Source organism: Streptomyces sp. NPDC088762 (assembly GCF_044750905.1).
Lineage (GTDB): Bacteria > Actinomycetota > Actinomycetes > Streptomycetales > Streptomycetaceae > Streptomyces.
The window spans coordinates 296,141-315,895 of the sequence record NZ_JBIVKT010000003.1 but is presented as its reverse complement, the minus strand read 5'-3'; the positions used below and the strand labels follow the sequence as shown (position 1 = coordinate 315,895).

Genomic DNA, 19,755 nt, shown 5'->3' with positions numbered 1-19,755 from the left:
TGCGCAAGATGGCGTTCTTACGCTCGGTGGGCATCCGGCGCGCCGACCCCTTCATCCAGCAGGCCGTGCGCGGGCTCGCCGCCGAGGGGATCGAGGCCGGGCTGTTCCACACCAGTGGCAGCGCGGGTGACGAGGACTTCCCCGGCTACCGGCAACGGCTCGAGCGGGGGGTGACGCCGCGGGAGATGGCGGATGCGGTCGCCGCCTGGGGGGCGAACGCTGCGGTGTCCATCTCGCTGCCGTGCGAGAACGCACTGCGTGACGCCGCGGCCAAGGCCTTCCTGGAGGCCGCGGGCATCCCGACGATCATGACACCGCTCGCGGCGACGATGCTTCTGGTGGACAAGTGGGAGACCAAGCAGCTCTGCGAGCGGGCCGGCCTCGAGGTGCCGGCCGGGTTCCGTGCCGACTCCGACCTGCTGGCGGGGCGGGGGCTGCCGGTGCCCGGCTACCGGGACGCGCTGCGCGTGCAGGCCGAACGGATCGGCTACCCGTTGATGTCGAAGCCCGTGTGGGACTCGACCAGCATGGGCATCCGCACCCTGCACTCCGCCGCCGATCTGGACGCCTACCTCGCGCCCCCGCCGCAGGTGTCGGCGGTGGTGGAACAGGTGGTCGAAGGCGACCTGTGCAGCGTGGACATCGTGGGGCGGCCCGGCACCTACCGGGTCCTGCCGTTGTGCTGGACCGGACGCGCCGGGGCGGAGCCGGTGTTCACCTTCGCCGACCTGCGCTGGTGCGGGCCCCGCCCCGAGGCGGATGCCGCGTTCGCCGAAGTGGCCCGCACCCTGGTCGGCCTGTGCGGAGATCTGGGAGTGTGCGGGTCCGTCAACGTCGACATGGTCTACTCCGGCGGCCGGTTCGTGATCCTGGAGGTCAACCCCCGCATCGGCGGTGCCACGACGCTGTCGTGCGCCGCGTCGGGCACGAACACCTTCGCCTCCCTCGCCCGCATGGCCCGCGGCCTTCCCCTGACCGGCGGCATGGTGCCACGGGTGGGGTGGGCCATCGAATTCCTCGCCCCGGAGCGCATCGCCCCGGCGGTCGTGGCCGAGCTTCGGCAACGGGTCGAGGTGGTCACGGCGCACGAGCTGGTCATCGACGGCGCCTCCCACGGCGACATCGTCGTGATCACCGTCGCCGAAGGCGAGGAGGGCCGGGTGGTGAAGACCCTGACGGAGCTGCACGAGGCGACCGGCTTCCCCGCGGCCGAGGTCATGGGCAAGATCAGTTCCCTGCTGGCCCCGTGAGCGCCACGTATGCCCGCAGCCGCCCCCGCACCGCGGACCGCCTCGGCCTGCCCGTGCTGCGGGGGCACGGCCTCTTCGTCACGGGCAACCTGATCGACTCCGTCGGCAACGGCATGCTGCTGCCGCTGGGGCTGCTGTACTTCACCGACGCGCGGGGTCTGCCGCTGGCGCAGGTGGGCGTGGCCATGACGGTGGGACAGGCCCTCGCGCTGCCGGTCACGTTCCTCGCCGGACGCCTCATGGACCGCGTCGGGCCGAAACCGGTCGTGGTGTGGGCGAACCTCCTCTCCGCCGCCGGGTTCACCCTGTTCCTGCTCGCCGGTGAGCTGTGGCACGTCGCCGGCGTGTACCTGCTGGTGCAGGCCGGGATCAACATGTACTTCACCGCGCAGCGGACCCTGATCACGCACGTCACCGGCGCCCGGGAACGCCGGTCGTGGTTCGCGTTCACCGGCTCGTTGCGCAACGTGGGCCTCGCGGCGGGGTCCGCCGCCGCGGCGGGGGCCCTGACGGTGTTCGGGAACGGCTCACTGCGGTGGATGATCGCCGTCGACGCCGCGACCTACCTGCTGGCCGCCGCCTGCTTCGCCGCCCTCACCACCACTCCACCGCCACCGCAGGACGCACCGCCGGGCGCGCTGGTGACCCGGGCGGACCACACGCGCCGCTACCTCCTGCTCGTGGCCGTGAACCTCCCCTACGTCCTCGCCCAGGCCATCCTCGCCGTGCTCGTCGCCGTCTACACCACCCGCGCGCTCGGGCTTCCCGCGTCGGCGGCGAGCGTGCTGTTCCTCATCAACACCGCCATCGTTTCCGCGGGTTCGACGGCCATCACCGCGCACCTGGCACCGAAGGCGCCCCGCCGCGCCGTGGCGGCCGGTTACCTGATCATGGCCGTCGGAATGGGGGCCTTCGCCCTGCCCGCGCTGCCGCAGATCGCCTTCGCCGCCTGGGCGGTGCTCATCGTCGCGATCGCCCTGTTCAGCGTGGCGGAGATCCTCCTCGGCCCGGCACTGAGCGAACTGTCCGTGAGCCTCACCCCCGAGGCGGCCGGGGGCTTCACGCAGGGCCTGTACCAGTTCTCCTGGGCCATCGGCATGGTCGCCGCTCCCGCCCTGTTCACCCTGCTCCTGGATGCCGGGCCCGTCCTGCCGTGGGGCGTCGAAACCGCCGCCTGCCTGATCGCCATGTGCGCCGCGCCCGCCCTCAAAGCCCCCAACCGCCACCGCCGGAGGAAACCCCGTTGATCACGAGCGTCATCGCATCCATCCACGGCGTCCCGGCCGCCGAGTGGGAGCACCTCGCCCGGCCGGCCGGCCTCTACCTCTCCCACCGGTGGCTCGCCGGCGAAGAAGCCGATCCCACCGCCACGGCCGCGTACGCGCTCGTGCGGGACCGCAACGGCGACCTGCTCGCCGCCGCGCCCCTCTACCTGGTGCGCGAGGAACCCAACGACGCCTACCAGCCCGGCACGGTGCTGCCCGCTCACTTGCGTCCCCGCGTGATCGCCGGAGCACGGCGCGGCTACCACAACACCCCGCTCACCGCCCCCGGCCTCGAGCCGCGACAGCGGGACGACTGCCTCGCGCTCCTGCGGGACGCCGCACGCGACTTCGCCGGCCGGCACGACACGACGCACTGGTGGCCCTACCTCACGGCCCCGGCCACCACCCGGCTCGCCCACCTCTACCCCGAGCACCCCCTCCACCTGGAGGACGACGCCCTCATCCCCCTGCCCGGCGCGGGCATGGACGACTACATCGCCTCCCTCCCCTCCCGGCGCCGCGTCGGCATCCGCCGCGAACGCCGCGCCTTCACCGCGGCCGCACTCGACGTGCGCCGGCAGACGCTCGAGGACTGCTTCGGGGCAGCCGGCGTCCTGCTCGCCGGGCACCAGCAGGACCACGGGCACGACCTGGACGGTACCGACGCGATGACCGCCCTGCTGAAGCGGCAGGCGGCGGCCATGGGCACCGAAGCGCGCGTGGTGGCCGCCTACGACGGGCAACGCATGATCGGCTTCTGCCTGTACTACCACTACGGGGCCACGACGTGGATCCGCGCGGTCGCCACGGACCCCCGGCACCCGGCGCCCCACCTCTACTTCAACCTCATGTACTACCTGCCCGTCGAGGATGCCTACGCCCATGGCACGGCCGCCCTGCACGCGGGCATGACCACGATCGAGGCCAAACGCCGCCGCGGCGCCACGATCTCCGGCCTCTACGCACTGGTCGACGGGTAGCCGGCCGGCCCCGCCCTGCCCGGTCCGTGCGCGCACCGCGCCGCGGGGGACCTCCGCATGGGCGAGATCAGGGAGGGCAGGCGTACAGCTGAACGTGACGAGTCGATCTCTCCGGGTGGCGACATGCGCAGCGTAGGTGTGGAAGAGGAACTGCTGTTGGTGGACGCGCGCAGTGGAGCGCCCCTCGCCGTCTCGGGGGCGGTTCTGGCAGCCGCGGACCGCCTGGCGTGGAAGGAACCGGGCCGCGGGAGCGGCAGGCCCCACGCGTTCGAAGAGGAGCTGCAGAAGGAACAGCTGGAGTTCGCCACGGAGCCGGTGACCGAGATGGGCGAACTCCAGGACGAGATCGTCCGGATCCGCGGCGAGGCGAGCCGGCACGCGGCCGACGCCGGCGCCGTGGTGGCGGCCGTCGCGACGTCGCCGCTGCCGGTGAAGCCCTCGCTGAACGTGGGCAAGCGCTACCAGTGGCTGGGGGAGCAGTTCGGTCTGACGGCCCAGGAGCAGCTGACGTGCGGTACGCACGTCCACGTATCGGTGGCCTCCGACGAGGAAGGCGTCGCCGTCCTCGACCGGATCCGTCCCTGGCTGGCCGTCCTGATGGCGATGAGCGCGAATTCGCCGTACTGGCAGGGCGAGGACAGCGGGTACGGCAGCTACCGCAGCCGGGTGTGGAACCGGTGGCCCTCGGCGGGTCCGGTGAAGGTCTTCGGCTCCGCCGACCGCTACCACGAGCAGGTCCGAGCCATGATCGAGACCGGGGTGCTGCGGGACGAGGGCATGATCTACTTCGACGCGCGCCTGTCGGCCTCGTACCCCACGGTCGAGGTGAGGGTGGCGGACGTGTGCCTGCACGCGACGACACCCGTCCTGCTGGCCTGCCTGATCCGCGGCCTGGTGGAAACCGCCGCCCGCGCCTGGCGGGACGGCGAGCCGCCGGCGAGGATCGGCACGAGCCTGTTGCGCCTCGCCTCGTGGCGGGCGGCACGCTCGGGACTGGACGGCCCCCTGCTGCACCCCGAGACGATGCTGGAGACCTCCGCCGCCCACGCCGTCGACGCCCTGTACCAGCACGTGCGCGAGGCCTTGGTGGACCACGGCGACGACGAGCGGGTCCGCGAGGGAATCGCACACCTCCACGAACGGGGGAACGGCGCCCGCGTACAGCGCCGGCTCTTCCACAGCGAAGGCACCCTCGCCCGTGTGGTGACCGAGTGCGCACGGATCACCAACGAGGCCTGAGCGACCCCGTTCCGGCCACCGCCGGCCACCACCCCTGTCCGGTCTTCGCGGGAGTAAACCGTCTCCCGTTTGAGGAAACGGTAAAGATTGCATGGGCAACCATGAGACAAGGCAAAGGAGTTATGATCTCGTTATCTTTGCAAGACCTGGGTGTATATGTCGGTATTTATGCGCCAGTTTGGTCGCCGGCGCGCCGGTTGACGGGGTGAGGTTGAGCACTCTCCAATACCATCCGCATGTGCATTTCGGAACCCTCTCCGGCCATGCGATTTTCATTTGCGCTGGGTAGCTTCCCTCTGCATGACCACTGCACCCGCAGACCTCACCCGCAGCCGAAGCCGCCTTCTGGAACTTCCCTCGGAGTTGCGCCTCGACAGCCCGAACCTCGGAGACGGAGCTTCCCTCTGGCGCATCGCCCGTGATGCGAAGGCCCTGGACCTGAACTCCTCCTACAGCTACCTCCTCTGGTGCCGTGACTTCGCCGGCACCTCGGCGGTCGCCCGTGACATGAGCGGACAACCCGTCGGATTCGTCAGCGGGTACCTCCGCCCCGAGGCCCCAGGGACCCTGTTCGTATGGCAGATCGCCGTCGACGAGTCCCTGCGCGGACAGGGAGTCGCGGGAGCGCTGCTCGACGGCCTGTCCGCCCGAACGGCGGAGCGCCACGGGCTGCGCTGCCTGGAGACCACCATCACGCCCGGCAACTCCGCGTCGGAGCGGCTGTTCGCCTCGTACGCCGAACGCCACGACGCGCAGCTCACCCGTGAGGTCCTGTTCAAGCCCGGGCACTTCCCCGAGGACGGCGGCCACGACGCCGAAGTCCTCCACCGCATCACGCCGCTGGCCTTCTGAGCCCCACCAGCTCTACGCACCACCGCACCACCGCACCACATGACGTGGCGACGGCGCCGACCGCCGTCACGCCGCACCTGATCGGGAGAAATACATTGACCATCACAGAGCCGGTCCTGAGCGTCTTCGAGACGGTCGAGTCCGAAGTACGCAGCTACTGCCGAGCCTGGCCCACCGTCTTCGAGCGGGCGCGGGGCAGCCGGCTGTACGACGAGGGAGGCCGCGACTACCTCGACTTCTTCGCCGGAGCCGGATCGCTCAACTACGGCCACAACAACCCGGTTCTGAAGCGCGCCCTGCTGGACTACCTGGAGCAGGACGGCATCACGCACGGCCTGGACATGTCCACCACCGCCAAGCGCGCCTTCCTGGAAACCTTCCAGTCCACCATCCTGGCGCCCCGCGAACTGCCCTACAAGGTCATGTTTCCCGGGCCCACGGGCACGAACGCCGTCGAAGCGGCCCTGAAACTGGCGCGCAAGGCCAAAGGACGCGAGGCGGTGGTCTCGTTCACCAACGCCTTCCACGGGATGTCCCTCGGCTCGCTCGCGGTGACCGGCAACGCCTTCAAACGGGCCGGCGCCGGCGTGCCGCTCGTCCACACCACGCCGATGCCCTTCGACAACTACCTCGGCGGCCGGGTACCGGACTTCATCTGGTTCGAACGGCTGCTGGAGGACCAGGGGTCGGGGCTCAACCAGCCCGCCGCCGTGATCGTCGAGACCGTGCAGGGCGAGGGCGGAGTGAACGTCGCACGGCCCGAATGGCTGCGACAGCTCGCGGAGCTGTGCCGGCGGCGGGACATGCTCCTCATCGTCGACGACGTCCAGATGGGCTGCGGCCGTACCGGAGGCTTCTTCTCCTTCGAGGAGGCGGGCATCACCCCGGACATCGTCACCCTGTCCAAGTCGATCAGCGGCTACGGACTCCCGATGTCGCTGTGCCTGTTCAAGCCGGAGCTGGACATCTGGGAGCCCGGCGAGCACAACGGCACCTTCCGCGGCAACAACCCCGCCTTCGTGACGGCCACCGCCGCCCTGGACACGTACTGGCGCGACGGGGTCCTGCGGGAGCAGACCCTCATCCAGGGCGGGCGGATCGAGCGGGCGCTGCGCGACATCTGCTCGGACGACCCGGGGGCGGGTACGAGCTACCGGGGCCGTGGCATGGTCTGGGGCCTCGAGTTCCAGGACAAGGAGCGAGCGGCCGCGATATCCCGGCGCGCCTTCGAGAACGGCCTCCTGGTCGAAACCTCCGGTCCCGAGGGCGAGGTGGTCAAGCTGTTGCCGTCGCTCACCATCTCCCCGGCCGAGCTGGAAGAGGGCCTGGAGATCCTGACGCGATCCGTCCGCGAGACCGGCTGAGCACGGCTGAGCACGGCTGCGCCGGTGCGCCGCCCCCGTACACCGTGCGCGGCGCGCCAGAGCCGAAGAAAGGCAGATCCAGAGTGATAGTCCGTTCTTTCAAGGACATCGAGGGGACCGAGCGGCACGTGAAGGCCGCCTCGGGAACCTGGGAGAGCAAGCGCATCGTCCTCGCGCGCGAACGCGTCGGCTTCTCCCTGCACGAAACCGTGCTGTACTCCGGTACCGAAACGTCGATGTGGTACGCGAACCACGTCGAGGCCGTCGTGTGCCTCGAGGGAGAGGCCGAACTCACCGACGAGGAGACGGGCGACACGCACCGCATCACGCCCGGAACCATGTACCTGCTCGACGGCCACGAACGCCACACCCTGCGTGTCAGGAGCGACTTCCGCTGCCTGTGCGTCTTCAACCCGCCCGTCACCGGGCGCGAGGACCACGACGAGAACGGCGTCTACCCGCTGCTCACCGAGCCGCACGACGCCTGAGGATGACGAGAGGAGAGGCAGGCACCATCATGACCACCACACCCGTGCGCACTGCGGACGCATACCCGAGCCGGGGCCCCGAGGAGGTGCTCATCGGCCGCAAGGACCCCGTCGTGTGGTCCGAGCCCGGAACCCCGGGACCCCTGTGGGGACACGAACTCGAGAGCTTCGACCAGCAGGGCTTCCTCCCCGTCGAACAGCTCGTCACCCCCGAGGAAGTGGATGTGTACATCTGCCGCGCCGTTCCCACCACGCGCGGGTCCGCGGCGAGGCGCGCGAACACCTCGCTGATCCGGTGCACTTCGAAGACGGAGCGTACTTCCCCGGACGCGGGCTCGACGATCGACCGTTCGTCCGCGCGCATCGCGGGGTCGTTGACAAGGCGGTCGAGTTCACCGCGGTTCCGGTGACGAAGGCGACCAGCAGGCCCGCGAGCGCCGCCCAGGGGACTGCGGCCGGCCCGGCGGCGATCCACCCCAGCAGGCCGAGCCCCAGGCCGGCCGCCGCTCCGGTGGCCAGGGCGCGCCGGTCGGCCAGGGCGGCCCACTGACGTCGCCCGCTTCCGGGTACGCGGATCTCGGCAACAGCCGTTTTGATCACCAGGGCCGCCAGGACGATGGTGATGCTGAGGAGGGTGATCGCCACTGCGGCCTCCGGCTCTCTCGCCGGAGCCGGCACCGGCTCCGGCTCCGGCTCCGGGGGCACCGACGCCTGAGGCCGGCAGACGCCGCGACCGGCTCCCGGGCGACGTGCGGCCGCGCCCCCGGACGGGGGCGCGGCCGTGGTTCACGCCCTGGTGCGGGGTCACCGCACCGGCGTGAAATCCCTCGCGGCGATGAACTCGGGACGGCGGAACGGCGCGGCGAAGGGTTCCTCCGGCACGTTGTCCACGCTGTTGAACACAAAGAAGACGTTGCTGCGCGGATACGGCGTGATGTTGTCCCCCGATCCGTGCATGGCGTTGCAGTCGAACCAGGTCGCCGAGCCCGCCCGGCCGGTGAAGAGCCGGATCCCGCAGGCGTCCGCGAACTTCGAGAGGGCCTCGTTCGAGGGCGTGCCCGCGTCCTGCATCTGCAGGGACTTCTTGTAGTTGTCCTTCGGCGTGGCGCCGGCGCAGCCCAGGAAGCTGCGGTGCGAGCCCGGCATGATCATGAGACCGCCGTTGGTGGGGTGGTTCGGCGTCAGGGCGATGGACACCGATACGGTCCGCATGCGCGGCAGCCCGTCCTCCGCGTGCCAGGTCTCGAAGTCGGAGTGCCAGTAGAAGCCCCGGGCGCCGAAGCCGGGCTTCACGTTGATCCGGGACTGGTGCACGTAGACGTCCGAGCCGAGGAGGCCCGGACGCGCCCCCGGGGAAGCGCCCCCGGGGGCCCGGACGCCCTGTCAGGGGGTGATGCTGAACAGCATGCGCTGTCCGGGGTGTTCGGTGACGGTCCACAGCTGGTTCGTGGCTCCGGACCAGACGGAGAAGTCCTCGACCCCGATCGCGGACCTCCGGCGACCGGTCGTCTCGACGAGCCGGCCGGTGGCGGCGTCGGGTCTGGCCACGATCACCCTGCCGTTCGACGCACCCCGGCTCTGGCTGAGGTAGTACGTTCCGTTGATGACCGCGGCTCCCTGGATCCCGCCGTTGTCGCGCTCTGCCGCGGCGTACGGAATGCGGTAGGCGGCGTCGGCCGCCCAGTATCCGTAACTGTTCGTCGCGGGAGTTCCTCCGCTGGTGTCCATAGGCCATCGTATGACTCTGCCCGTGGTGTACGCATCCGTGACCTGCGCCTTCTCACACCACTCGCCGGTGGTGATGTGCCGCACGGTCGAGCTGCGGTCGAGGCTGGCATAGCTGGTCTTCGGTGTGACGTCCTGGGCCGTGCACGTCTTTTCGCCGTCCTGGACGTCGCACGGAGTGCCGGGCGGCGGCTCCACCGTGTCGCACGCGGAGTTGGACCATCCGTCGCTCTGCGGGAGGATGTAGCGGTATCCGTGGGCGTGGTACACGCCGTCCTGCCTGCCGATGGCGGTCTTGGACGTGCCCCACTGGCCGGCGGGGAGCGCGCCGAGGTCGATGATGTTGCGCAGGTCGAAGACCCGGAATCCGCGGTTGGTGTCCGCCACGTACAGGTAGTAGCCGTACCAGACGATGCCGCCGGCGTGCAGCGAACCGTACGAGTACGAACCCGACGAGTAGCGCTGCGACGTGCGCACGCTCATGTAACTCGCGTTGCCGGAGCCGTTGATGAACGGGTACACCAGCAGCACGTGTGCGTACTTGCCGGTGCTGGAGTCGATGAAGGAGACACGGACGCCCTTGCGTTCGGTGTGCAGCCCGTCGACGTCCATGTCGTCGGGCTTGTCGTCGTCGTTCCAGTCGTCCTTGTTGTACCAGGTGACCATCAAGGGCTTGTGCTCCGCGGGATTCCACCCGGGTGAGGGATCACCCCAGGTCTGGTCCGCGTCGGCATCGGCGACGCCGGTCACGCCCTGCGGCCACCACTCGGAGGTCGTGGGGCTGCCGTTGTCGTCGCCGTCGAAGCAGAAGCTGCGGGAGAAGTTCTCGGGGACCGTCCCGCTTTCCACGGCAGCTCCGTTGCAGACCCCCGAGCTCCAGTTGCCCTGACGGCCGCCCTCCTGCTGCAGGATCGCGTTCACGCCCGTGTTGGGCAGGTCGGCGTTCAGTCTGGCGACCCGGTCCTGAAGCTGGGCCCGGTTGGAGATCGGGCGGAGCTCGAAGTTGCCCAGTGCGAGACCGGGGTCGCCGGCGGCCTGGGCGGGTGCTGTCGACAACAACGATGCCGCGATGGTCGCCACCAGCGACAACAACGCCCTCGCCTTGTAACTCTTCCTCATCCATTGCTCCCTGATATCGCCATGTCCATGGCTTGCGGGAGTGTAGGCGAATGATCCGACTGTGCGTCAGGCGACTGGCACAGAGGAGAAGGTGAGGGCGATGATCTCCCCTTGTTCGAGCCGGTGCGGCGGGGGAGGGGTCTCCGGTCGTCGTCTCGTCGGCGGCCCGGGGGCCGCTGAGTGGACAGTGACCGCCGGGGGCTTGACCGGCTGGGGCACCGCGGGGAGGCCGGGGCGCCGGCTGAGGGGCCGGTGTGCCGTGCGACGAGACGATCGATCGGTTGACGGCCGGGCGGCCCGCCGACGGCACCCGGGGGGACGGGATGCCGCCTGCGGTCACCAGCCGCGGTGGTCGTCCGTCTGCGAGGACGTACCACCGTCGTAGCGCGTGTGTCCCCGATCGCGGCCCTCAAACAGCCGCAGGCCCAACTCGGCCCAGGAACGGTCGTTTCCGGAATCGGAAGGGCGGGCCATCAGGGAGGCGATCCGTCATCCTCCGCTGCTGCTTGGGCCGTTGGCGGGCGAGCCGCGTCAGACGTAGGAGACCGTCACCTCGGTGAAGCCCAGGGAGCGCAGCAGGCCCTCGAGCACCGCGGTGGTGTTGCGTTCGGCGCGCTGCGCGAGTCCGCTCGCTCTGGCCGCCTCCTCGATGCGCTGCACCGCGACGTTCTGTACGGCCTGCTCTCCCGCCGGGTTGTCCGAGAAGAAGTCGCCGAGCCGGTCCAGCAGTCCGCGCTGCTTGGACACCGCGTACGAACGCGCCGGGTCCAGCGCCGGAGTGCCGAGCGTGGCGTGCGGCAGCCGCAGGGAGGCCGCGGTCCGGTCCGCGTTGACCGTCACGGCCCGCTGGTCGAGTCCGCCCAGCTCGACGTGGGCCGAGACGGAGCCGGCGCCGACGTACAGGGTGCGGGTGCCGCGGATGGCGTCCGGGAGGAAGGGCGCGTCGTGTTCGAGGTCCACCACGACCTGGTAGTCGCCCGCCGCGCCTTCGAGCCGGCTCATGTCACGCAGGGACTTGAGCACGGCCGGGCCCGTCCGGTCGTGGGTGCGCGTGCCGAAGAGCCCGCCCAGGCCGGGCAGCGGAACGAAGCGGACGGCGAGGACCAGGAGGGCGGCCGTGATGACGAGGGCGACGGCGCTCCGGCCGGCCGCCCGGCGCCACCGGCGCGGGGCGGCGTCCTTCTCCGTGGAATTCATGCTCAGCGGATTCCCCGCCGGTCCATGGTCACCCCTGCGCCGTTGAGATGGGCGGGCGGGCCCCACGGCATGGGCGTGGGGCCCGCCTTCGACGAAGGCGGGCCCCATCGCTGCCTACGGTGAGCAGCTCGGTGCGGCTACCAGCGGTACCAGCGGCCGCTGCCCGTCTTGGGACGGGCGACGAACCCCAGGAGCCAGATCACCAGCACGGCGATCGCGACCCACCAGAGGACCTTCACCGCGAAACCGGCACCGAACAGGATCAGGGCGAGCAGAAGAACCAGAAGAAGGGGAACCATGATTATCAACCTCCGCACAGTCGAATGCCCCCGCAATCGGCAAGCATTCGCCGGCCTCGGATCCAGGTCGGGGCGCCCCGGGGCCGCACCGGCCGGGGCACCCCTGCGATCCCGCTACCGCGCGGTCACCGGCATGGCGTAGCCGAGCAGACCCTCCCTGGTGTAAGGCCCCTCGCAGTCGGCGCGGCTCGAGACGAAGTGATCGAACACCGACGGTATGTAGCACCGGTAGAGGGGTACCGAACCCGGCACCGCCGTGGTGTACACGTACCCGACCGCGCCGAGCGGCTGCCGGCCCTCGCAGCCCGGGTCGGCGGTCAGCAGCGAGTGGTCCGCCACCTTGCACTCGTAGAGCCGGACGGTCCCGGGCGCGGGATCCCGCAGCACCTTCCAGACCCCTTCGTGGGTGAAGCCGGCGGGCAGGGGGCGTGAGGAGGCCAGGTGTCCGGCGTGGGGGCGGTAGCCGCGGACCAGGGGCGCGAAGGGGGTGGTGTGGCCGAGCGAGTGCTCCCACGTGCGCAGGTAGCCCTCGGCGCCCCGCATGAGCTCGTCCACCACGTCCTGGCCGCCGGTCACCCGGATGTCCTCGATCCAGTCCGGTACGAGACCGTAGTGGGTGCCGCCGCCGTCCGTGTTGACGTCCCAGACGCGCGAGCCGGTGACCTGCCGGTCGAGGACCGAGCCGCCGTCGGGGCTGCGGAAGGGGTAGCGGACGGGGTTCCCGTCCGCGGCCCGGGGGCCGGGGAGCCAGGCGAAGCCGTTCATGTCGGTGCCTATTCCGTACCCGGCTCCGTACCGGGCCCGCAGGGCGGCGTGTCTGCGCGCGTCGGCGGTGAACGCGGGTGCCTCGTACATGTGCCCGGTGATGAAACCGCCCAGGCGGTAGACCCGCTCGGTCCAGTCGTCGTCCATCCAGCCGTGGGTGGAGAGCACGCCGGAGTAGCGCTCGGCTTCGAGGACGCGCAGCGCCTGGTCCGCCGCCTTGACGCTCATGTGGTCGATCTCGAGCATCATGTTGCGCTTCGTCATGCCCAGCACCGCGTACTCGCCCAGCGCGGTCAGGCCGCGGCGGTTGCACTGCGCCTGGAGCGAGGAGCCGTACTGCGGCAGTTCGGTCCCTTCCGGCAGCGTGGCGCGGATCCTGGCCTCCGCCTCCGCCGGCGAGGTGCCGGGATCCTGCGGCGCCTGCGCCGCGTCGTGTTCCTGCGCGCCCTCCGCCGACAGTCCTGCCGCGAGTCCGAAGCCGATGGGGTTGTCGTGCTGGGGGCCCGGGCACGGCTCCGTGCTCCAGAACGTGCCGGTGGAAAGGAACTGACCGGCGTTGATGGCCATTCCGGTGGTGCCCGTGTCGAACCGGACGCCGCACAGGGCGTTGTCGAACTTGTGGCACAGGAACATGCTGCGCACGCCGAGGCGGTGCAGTTCGTCGAGGCCGCGGTCGATGTCGGCCATCGTGCACTGCGCCCGGTCGAGGACCTGCTTGCAGCCGAACGGTTCGGAGGTCTCGACCCCGAGGACGACCGCGAGCTTGCCCGCCTCGATCACCTTGCGCGCCTGGGCGGCCTCGGTGACGACCCGGAACCAGCCCTTCCCGGGGCCGCCGTACATGGTGTCGACGTAGTCCTGGAGCTCGTACGTCTTCTGGATCTGCAGCCTGATCGCGGTCATCTCGTCGCAGCCGCGGTCCTTGAAGAAGTAGAGCGAGCAGATGACGCCGTTGGTGACCATGTCGTTCACCAGGATTCGCTGGCCGCCCCGCCAGGCCCGCTCCACCCAGGCGTAGTAGGTCTGCTGATGGGTGGCGGAGTCGTGGGCCGGCCAGTCGCGGAACGTCGGCCAGCCGTTGGGGTCGTGCCTGCCGTCGCCGCCCTTGGTGATCATGTCGAAGAGGGCGAGGACGCCGTTCGGATAGTGCTCGGGGCAGTCCCTGAGGGCGTCCGCCACCCCCGCCGTGGAGAAGACCTTCCCGCAGACCAGCCGTCCCCCGAAGCCCTCGTTGGACATCAGGTGGACGTGCGCGTCGACGTATCCGCGGACCCGGCCCTGGGCGTCGGTCCCGGTGAACGGTTCCCCCGTGACGTTGACCTGCGAATCCGGGGCCGGGCGCGCCACGGGCTCCCACCACTGCGGGCCCGCCGAGGCGCCGGAGGCCGCGGGGCCCAGCACCAGGGTGACCAGCGCGAGGACCAGGCCGGTCAAGAGGTACCGGCTTCGCCCGGCTGCTCTTCGTCGATTCATCCCCATCCCTTTCACGATGCGTTCACGACACTTCGGAGATGGACACGTCGGTGGCCGGCCTGCTCGATGAGGCCTCGAAGCGGCCGGACTCAGCCCGACTGGTGCACCGCACCCGCGGCACGGGCCCGGACCAGAGCCACGTACTCCGCAGCCAGGCGGTGGCAGTCGCCGGGCCACCGTGCGGAGACGTAGTTCCCGTCCGTGACGGCGAAACCGCGTCCGGGCCGGGTCGCCGAGTCGCGGAGGGGCAGCGGCGGGCCGGTCAGGAAGTGGCTCGGATCGGCGAGCGCCGCGGTGACCTCCTGCTGCACGGTGGTGCGGTACGTGCGGTAGTAGCGCCCCAGCCACCACCGGGTGAGGTTCCACCCCGTCAGCTCCAGCAGGGAGGTCAGAGCCGTCGTCCGCCGACCGTGGAGGACCGAACGCCCGGTGGCGGGATCCTCGGCCCGGGCGGCGAGCAGCACGCCGTGGCAGACCGCCCCCACCGGCAGCCCCTGCAGGAAGACACGGGCGAACAGCTGCTGGGCGGTGGCGTCCTCGAGCAGCGTCCGCATGCCCGCGGCGTGGCCGCCGGGCACGAACAGGCCCGTGATGCCGGCCGGGTCGACATCCGCGTACGAGGAGGGGGCGAGGAACCAGCGGTCCTCGGTGAGGCGCCGGTACGCCGCCAGCTCGGCGCGACGGGTCATCAGCCAGGGCGAGAGCCACGAGAAGCCGATGTCCGTGAGCCGGGGGTCGGCGAGCGCGACCTTCCCGCCGGGGGTGGCGAACCGCACCTCGAAGCCGGCGTCCCGCAGTGCGGCCCAGGGCACCGCCGCCTCGGTCGGGTCGTAGTCGCCTGCGGGCAGCAGGAAGAGAATCACGGCGTACTCCTCTGAGCGGTGGCGATCAGGGCAGCACGCTTCCCCGGGGCTCCGTGGACCCCCTGATCGCCTCGGTGTTCGAAGGCCGACCTTAGGAGCGGCCCGCGGCCCCGTCATTCACTCCGGCGGCCAACCCCTTGACTCTTCGGACCCCGGCGCGCGGCGGCCGGCCCGACGACGGGGGTGCCGACGGGGCGGTGTTGACGGGGGCGGTGCGCCCGCATTGACTGGCGGCCGTGTCCACCATCGAGCCGCCGTCCGTCACCGCGTGCTACGCCCACGCCGTCCTGAGCGCCACGGAGGAGGGCGCCGGCGGGTCCCGTTCCTGGGCCCTGCCCACCGACCGGCTGGCGTTCGGCGAGATGCGCGCCCTGTGGGACACGGTGCTCGCCGCCCCGGACACCGGCCCGCACACCGGGCTCCTCGTGGGCGACCGCATCAGGCCCGAGGGCCTGCACATCCTGGGCCACCTCGTCCTCACCTGCGCCAGCCTCGCCGACGCCGCACGGGCGGCCGAGCGGTACCACCCCCTGGTGAGCCAGGCGGGCACGGTGACCCTGCACCGCCGCGGCGGCGACAGCCGGATCTGCTACCGGCCGACCGTCGACCCGGCGGCCATGCACCCCCAGCAGGTGGAGGCGGTCGTCAGCAGCATGGTGCGGGCCGCCCGCTGGATCGCCGGCGACGACTGGGCGCCCCTGGCCGTGTCGTTCACCCATCCGCGTGCGGGCGCGGCCGAGCCGTACGCCCGCGTCCTCGGCTGCCCCGTCACCTTCGAGGCCCCGGAGAACGCGATCACGGTCGGCAACGGGGACCTCGACCGGCGCCGCCCCCTCTACGACCCGGCGCTCAACGCCCTCCACCGGGCCTACGCCGACCGGCTCCTGGACCAGCTGTCCACTGCCGGGGCCGGGAACGGGTCCGGGTCCGGGTCCGCGACCGGGAACGGGTCCGCGACCGGGACGGCGACCGCGGCCGAGCGCGTGCGGCGGTGGCTGGAGCACGCCACGCTCGAGGCCGCGGGCCCCGAGGGCCCCGCCAGGGAACTCAACCTCAGCGTCCGGACCCTGCGCAGGGCCCTGCACGCGGAGGGCACGTCATGGCGCGCGCTCCTCGACACCGCCCGCCACAGCCGGGCCCGGCGACTGCTGGAGACCACGGCCCTGCCGCTGGACCGCATCGCCCCCCTCGTCGGCCTGAGCGGTGCGACCGCCCTGGCCCGTGCCTTCACCCGGTGGGAGGGCATGCCTCCCGGTGCGTACCGCAGCCGGCACCGGCCCGCGTCCCCGGGTGGCGGCCGGACCGGCGGCGGGTGAGGAACGTCACCGCAGGCAAGGCCGCGGGCGGCGGCCGCCGTTGCTAGATTGTCCGGCGGCCGGATCCACGGCCCCGGACGAGATGCGCCGTACCCGGTTACGCACGACGACGCGCGAGGTGCTGCACGAGCAGCGCCGTCCGCTGTCCGTACCCGGGCAGCGTCCTCGTCGAGCAGATGGACCGAACGCCATGGCCGTACCCCTCACCCGCAGCCTGTACCGGACGACCGCGCACGCCGCCGGGGGCCGCACCGGCTCCGTACGCACGGACGACGGGCGCCTGGAGGTCCGCCTCGCCCCGCCGCGCAAGAAGGTGCCCGGCACCACCAACCCCGAGCAGCTGTTCGCGGCCGGTTTCGCCGCCTGCTTCACCTCCGCGCTCGCGGAGGTCGCCTCCGAATTCGGGGCGGACGCCTCCGCCGCGCACGTAGCGTGCGAGGTCCAACTCGGTACCACCGACACGCCCGCGGGCTACGGCCTCGCGGTGGCCCTCACCGTCAGCCTGCCGGGATGGCGTGCGGCGGACCTCCAGCCCCTCCTGCACCGGGCGGACGCCGTCTGCCCGTACTCCCAGGCCGTACGGGGCAACGTACCGCTGACGCTCCTGGCCGTCGACGACCCCGCCACCGGTGACCGGGCCTGAGCCCGAGCCGGGGGCCGGCGTCCCGGGCGGCCCCGGCGTCCCGGTGCCCGAGCACGGCGCCTGGCTGCGGCGCGGCATCAGCCGCAACGGCGGACCCCTCCTCGAGGACCGCGAAGTGGTGTGGCTGCAGGCCGGGCCGTATTACGCCGACAGCCGGGGCTTCGCCGGTACGACCGCCTTCGACGGGTCCGAGGTGCGCTTTCACCACCTGACGGGCGAGCCGGGCGAAGACGCGGGGACCTTCCGGTGGGAGGGGCCGAACCTCGTCGAGCGGGGCACCAACCCGGACGGCACCACCTTCCTGGAGGTCTGGACCCCTCTGCCCGGCGCCGACGGCGTCACCGGCTCCTGGACCGGCCCGGACCACCACGTGGTGCGCGTGGGCCGGCACGTCGTGCACGTCGATTCCCGTGCGGGTACGTACTGGCGGCTGTGACGCGGGCGCCCGTCGGGGCGAGGGTCGGGTGGGGCGTGGTCGTGCAGGGACGATGTCGTACCGTCCGCTGTCATGGACATGAATCAAGCCGAGCCGGCCGAAACTCCGGCCCCGGTCCGGGCTGCGCGGTTCGCGTACACCCCGGCCGCCGAGGACTACGACAAGGCCCTGTGGCGGTACACCCTGCACACGTGGCCCGGCCGCACCAGGTACCTGCTGCTGCTCGGCGCGGCCGGGGCCGTCGCGTGCGTCTTCAAGGCGTGGCGGATGCACTTGGACCAGACGCAGACCATCGTGGCGGCCGTGCTCGGTGCGATCGCCGTGCTCGTCGTGCGCCAGTACTTCCGCAGGCGCCGGACACGGGACCAGTACGCCGTCCACGCGGCGCACGGAGCCTGCCTCACCACGATCGCAGAGGACGGGCTGACCACCACCGGCACATCCGGAGAGACCGATGCCGTCGAGTGGCGGTCCTACCCCTGGTGGTTCGAGACTCCCGACCTGTTCGTCCTCACCGGCAGCATGGAGTTCCTCTTCGTCCTGCCCAAACGCGGCGCGGCCTCCCCCGAAGACCTCGACCGGGCCCGCGCCCTGTTCACCCGACACCTGCGGCAGATCTGAGCGGTTCCGACGCCGGTGCGCGAGCCCGTCACGGACACATCGCCGTGCCGTACCGGGGCAGGTGCACAGTACGGGTGGCGACGGGCAGGGCCGGTCCGGCCGGCCGCCCGTACCCGGAGAGATTCGGAGAGGGAGGAACCATGAACAAGATGAAGATGGCATACAGGCCCGTCGGGCTCGGCCTCGGCATGGCCGGCGGCCTGCTGGCCGGGATGGCGTTCAAGCAGGTGTGGCGGGTCGTCGGGCGCCAGGGTGATGCCCCGGACGCCCTGGACGAGAGCCGGTCGTGGGGCGAGGTCCTCCCGGCCGCTGCCCTGCAGGGGGCGGTCTTCGCCGTGGTGAAGGCGGCAGTGGACCGCGCCGGCGCCAGCGGGGTGCGCAAGCTGACCGGCACCTGGCCGGCCTAGGTTGATCACCGCCTCGCCGGCCGGGCCGCGCACCGTGCAGGTGCGCGGCCCCCGGCATGCGGGACGGCGGGCTCACCGCCGCGGTGGGCGGATCGTGAGCGGATCGGAGCGCCCCCGCAATCCACACGGTGAAGGGCGGAAACGCCCCCGATCGAGACTCGTACCCATGTCTGCGTCCGCCGCGCCCGTCACCGTCACGCCCCGCTCCGGCCCCGCTCCGGCCCCCGCACCCGAGGGGACCGAGCCACCCCGGCACGCCGCGGCGTCCTGGGCGCAGGCCCGAAGGCGTGCACACGACGCGCCGCGCCCACTCGCTCCCCGTACCGTGCCCCTGGCCGACGCCCCGGGCCTGACCCTGGCCGGGGAACTGGCCGCCCTGCATCCGCTTCCGTCCTTCGACACCGCCGCCATGGACGGCTACGCGGTGGCAGGCCCCGGCCCCTGGCGGGTCCGGGGGGCCGTACGGGCGGGCATCTCCTGGCCGGGTGGGCTGGGGGCGGGGGAGTGCCTGGCGATCTCGACCGGGGCCCAGGTCCCAGCCGGGGCGTACGCCGTTCTGCCGCTGGAATCGGCGGTGCTCGTCGACGGCGACCGGGTGCTCGGTCCCGTACTGCCGCCCGGACGGCACATCCGGCGCACCGGGGAGGACACCCCCGCGGGAAGCGTCCTCGCGCCCGCAGGCACCCGGATCGGTCCGGCGCTGGCCGGCCTCGCCGCGTCCTGCGGCCACGACTCGCTGGTGGTACGGCCGCGCCCCCGCGTCGGCGCGCTGATCACGGGGGACGAGCTGGAGCACACCGGCCGGCCGGGCCCGGGGCGGGTGCGCGACGCCCTCGGACCGCTCCTCCCCGCCCTGATCGCCCAACTCGGCGGCGAGACGGGCCGGCTGCTGCACGTGCCCGACCAGCCGGCGGGGCTGCTGGCCCACACCGTGCACGCCATGCAGGACGTCGACATCGTGGTGGTGACGGGCTCCACCTCCGTCGGCGCCACGGACCAGCTCCGCCGCCTGCTCGGCGATGCGGGGGCACGGATGGTCGTCGACACCGTCGACTGCCGCCCCGGACACCCGATGCTGCTCGCCGAACTCCCCGCCGGGCGGTGGGTCGTGGGGCTCCCCGGGAACCCGTACGCGGCACTCGTCGCCGCCCACACGCTGCTCGGCCCCCTGATCGCCGGCCTGTCGGGACGTACCCTTCCCGCACTCCCGCAGGTACCCGTCACGGGTCCGGTACGGCCGAGAGCCGGCCTGACCCGGCTCGTACCGGTCACCTGGGACGGCCCCGGAGCCCGCATCGCCGACGGGCATCGCGCCGCCTTCCTACGCGGAGCCGCCATGGGCGACGCGCTCGCGGCGCTGCCTCCCGACTGGAGCGACGGCGATCCGGCGCCCCTGATCCTGACGACGAACTGACCGGGAATCCCCACGCCGAGCACGCCTGGCCGGCCCCCC

18 protein-coding genes, 2 pseudogenes and 1 riboswitch are annotated in these 19,755 nt (G+C 71.9%); of the genes and pseudogenes, 13 read left to right on the top strand and 7 right to left on the bottom strand.

What is annotated here, in order from left to right; all coding sequences use genetic code 11:
• Positions 1–8 precede the first annotated feature (8 nt).
• The 7 genes from ACIP5M_RS09850 (at position 9) to ACIP5M_RS09820 (ending at position 7,438) form a co-directional block, all read left to right on the top strand.
• Complete coding sequence (locus ACIP5M_RS09850; RefSeq protein ID WP_401194259.1) at positions 9–1,250, top strand: acetyl-CoA carboxylase biotin carboxylase subunit family protein; 1,242 nt, start codon at positions 9–11, stop codon at positions 1,248–1,250.
• A complete protein-coding gene (locus ACIP5M_RS09845) occupies positions 1,247–2,497 on the top strand; it encodes an MFS transporter (protein ID WP_401194257.1) in 1,251 nt (416 codons plus the stop codon). Before ACIP5M_RS09850 ends, ACIP5M_RS09845 begins: the two co-directional genes overlap by 4 nt.
• Positions 2,494–3,495 (top strand): GNAT family N-acetyltransferase, encoded by a 1,002-nt coding sequence (locus ACIP5M_RS09840; protein WP_401194254.1) that lies wholly within the window; start codon positions 2,494–2,496, stop codon positions 3,493–3,495. The genes ACIP5M_RS09845 and ACIP5M_RS09840 overlap by 4 nt, the downstream gene beginning before the upstream one ends.
• Positions 3,496–3,618: 123 nt before the next feature.
• On the top strand, positions 3,619–4,734 hold the full coding sequence (locus tag ACIP5M_RS09835; RefSeq protein ID WP_401194251.1) for a glutamate--cysteine ligase: 1,116 nt from the start codon (positions 3,619–3,621) through the stop codon (positions 4,732–4,734).
• Between the two features lie 300 nt (positions 4,735–5,034).
• Entirely contained in the window at positions 5,035–5,586 is a 552-nt protein-coding gene (gene ectA / locus ACIP5M_RS09830; protein ID WP_401194248.1) for a diaminobutyrate acetyltransferase, read from the top strand.
• Between the two features lie 95 nt (positions 5,587–5,681).
• Positions 5,682–6,950, top strand: a complete 1,269-nt coding sequence (ectB, locus tag ACIP5M_RS09825) for a diaminobutyrate--2-oxoglutarate transaminase (protein WP_401194245.1) — start codon at positions 5,682–5,684, stop codon at positions 6,948–6,950.
• Between the two features lie 83 nt (positions 6,951–7,033).
• Positions 7,034–7,438, top strand: coding sequence for an ectoine synthase (locus ACIP5M_RS09820; RefSeq protein WP_401194243.1), 405 nt, complete (start codon positions 7,034–7,036; stop codon positions 7,436–7,438).
• A 220-nt stretch (positions 7,439–7,658) separates the two neighbouring features.
• On the opposite strand, the pseudogene ACIP5M_RS09815 reads toward ACIP5M_RS09820, so the two are convergent.
• The 7 genes and pseudogenes from ACIP5M_RS09815 to ACIP5M_RS09785 form a co-directional block, all read right to left on the bottom strand.
• A pseudogene (locus ACIP5M_RS09815) lies at positions 7,659–7,838 on the bottom strand (ectoine hydroxylase); the annotation flags it as partial.
• A gap of 404 nt (positions 7,839–8,242) precedes the next feature.
• A pseudogene (gene thpD / locus ACIP5M_RS09810) lies at positions 8,243–8,773 on the bottom strand (ectoine hydroxylase); the annotation flags it as partial.
• Between the two features lie 48 nt (positions 8,774–8,821).
• Complete coding sequence (locus tag ACIP5M_RS09805) at positions 8,822–10,282, bottom strand: hypothetical protein (RefSeq protein ID WP_401194240.1); 1,461 nt, start codon at positions 10,280–10,282, stop codon at positions 8,822–8,824.
• A gap of 531 nt (positions 10,283–10,813) precedes the next feature.
• Entirely contained in the window at positions 10,814–11,479 is a 666-nt protein-coding gene (locus ACIP5M_RS09800) for a DUF4230 domain-containing protein (protein ID WP_401194238.1), read from the bottom strand.
• A gap of 137 nt (positions 11,480–11,616) precedes the next feature.
• Positions 11,617–11,778, bottom strand: a complete 162-nt coding sequence (locus tag ACIP5M_RS09795) for a hydrophobic protein (protein ID WP_401194236.1) — start codon at positions 11,776–11,778, stop codon at positions 11,617–11,619.
• A 114-nt stretch (positions 11,779–11,892) separates the two neighbouring features.
• A complete protein-coding gene (locus ACIP5M_RS09790; RefSeq protein ID WP_401194233.1) occupies positions 11,893–14,022 on the bottom strand; it encodes a hypothetical protein in 2,130 nt (709 codons plus the stop codon).
• A gap of 83 nt (positions 14,023–14,105) precedes the next feature.
• On the bottom strand, positions 14,106–14,879 hold the full coding sequence (locus ACIP5M_RS09785; RefSeq protein ID WP_401194230.1) for a type 1 glutamine amidotransferase domain-containing protein: 774 nt from the start codon (positions 14,877–14,879) through the stop codon (positions 14,106–14,108).
• A 236-nt stretch (positions 14,880–15,115) separates the two neighbouring features.
• Here ACIP5M_RS09785 and ACIP5M_RS09780 point away from each other — a divergent pair, with 236 nt between their 5' ends.
• The 6 genes from ACIP5M_RS09780 to ACIP5M_RS09755 all read left to right on the top strand — a co-directional run bounded on the left by ACIP5M_RS09780 (position 15,116) and on the right by ACIP5M_RS09755 (position 19,716).
• On the top strand, positions 15,116–16,195 hold the full coding sequence (locus ACIP5M_RS09780; protein WP_401194228.1) for an AraC family transcriptional regulator ligand-binding domain-containing protein: 1,080 nt from the start codon (positions 15,116–15,118) through the stop codon (positions 16,193–16,195).
• A 52-nt stretch (positions 16,196–16,247) separates the two neighbouring features.
• A riboswitch (guanidine-III (ykkC-III) riboswitch) is annotated at positions 16,248–16,311 on the top strand.
• A 74-nt stretch (positions 16,312–16,385) separates the two neighbouring features.
• A complete protein-coding gene (locus ACIP5M_RS09775) occupies positions 16,386–16,838 on the top strand; it encodes an Ohr family peroxiredoxin (RefSeq protein WP_401194225.1) in 453 nt (150 codons plus the stop codon).
• Positions 16,825–17,274 (top strand): hypothetical protein, encoded by a 450-nt coding sequence (locus ACIP5M_RS09770; protein WP_401194222.1) that lies wholly within the window; start codon positions 16,825–16,827, stop codon positions 17,272–17,274. The genes ACIP5M_RS09775 and ACIP5M_RS09770 overlap by 14 nt, the downstream gene beginning before the upstream one ends.
• Before the next feature lie 72 nt (positions 17,275–17,346).
• The gene (locus tag ACIP5M_RS09765; RefSeq protein ID WP_401194220.1) at positions 17,347–17,895 is read left to right on the top strand and encodes a YcxB family protein; all 549 of its coding nucleotides are present in this window, start codon (positions 17,347–17,349) and stop codon (positions 17,893–17,895) included.
• A 140-nt stretch (positions 17,896–18,035) separates the two neighbouring features.
• Positions 18,036–18,302: a DUF4235 domain-containing protein gene (locus ACIP5M_RS09760; protein WP_401194217.1), complete on the top strand. Its 267-nt coding sequence runs from the start codon at positions 18,036–18,038 to the stop codon at positions 18,300–18,302.
• A gap of 166 nt (positions 18,303–18,468) precedes the next feature.
• Positions 18,469–19,716: a molybdopterin molybdotransferase MoeA gene (locus ACIP5M_RS09755; RefSeq protein WP_401194215.1), complete on the top strand. Its 1,248-nt coding sequence runs from the start codon at positions 18,469–18,471 to the stop codon at positions 19,714–19,716.
• Positions 19,717–19,755: the final 39 nt, after the last annotated feature.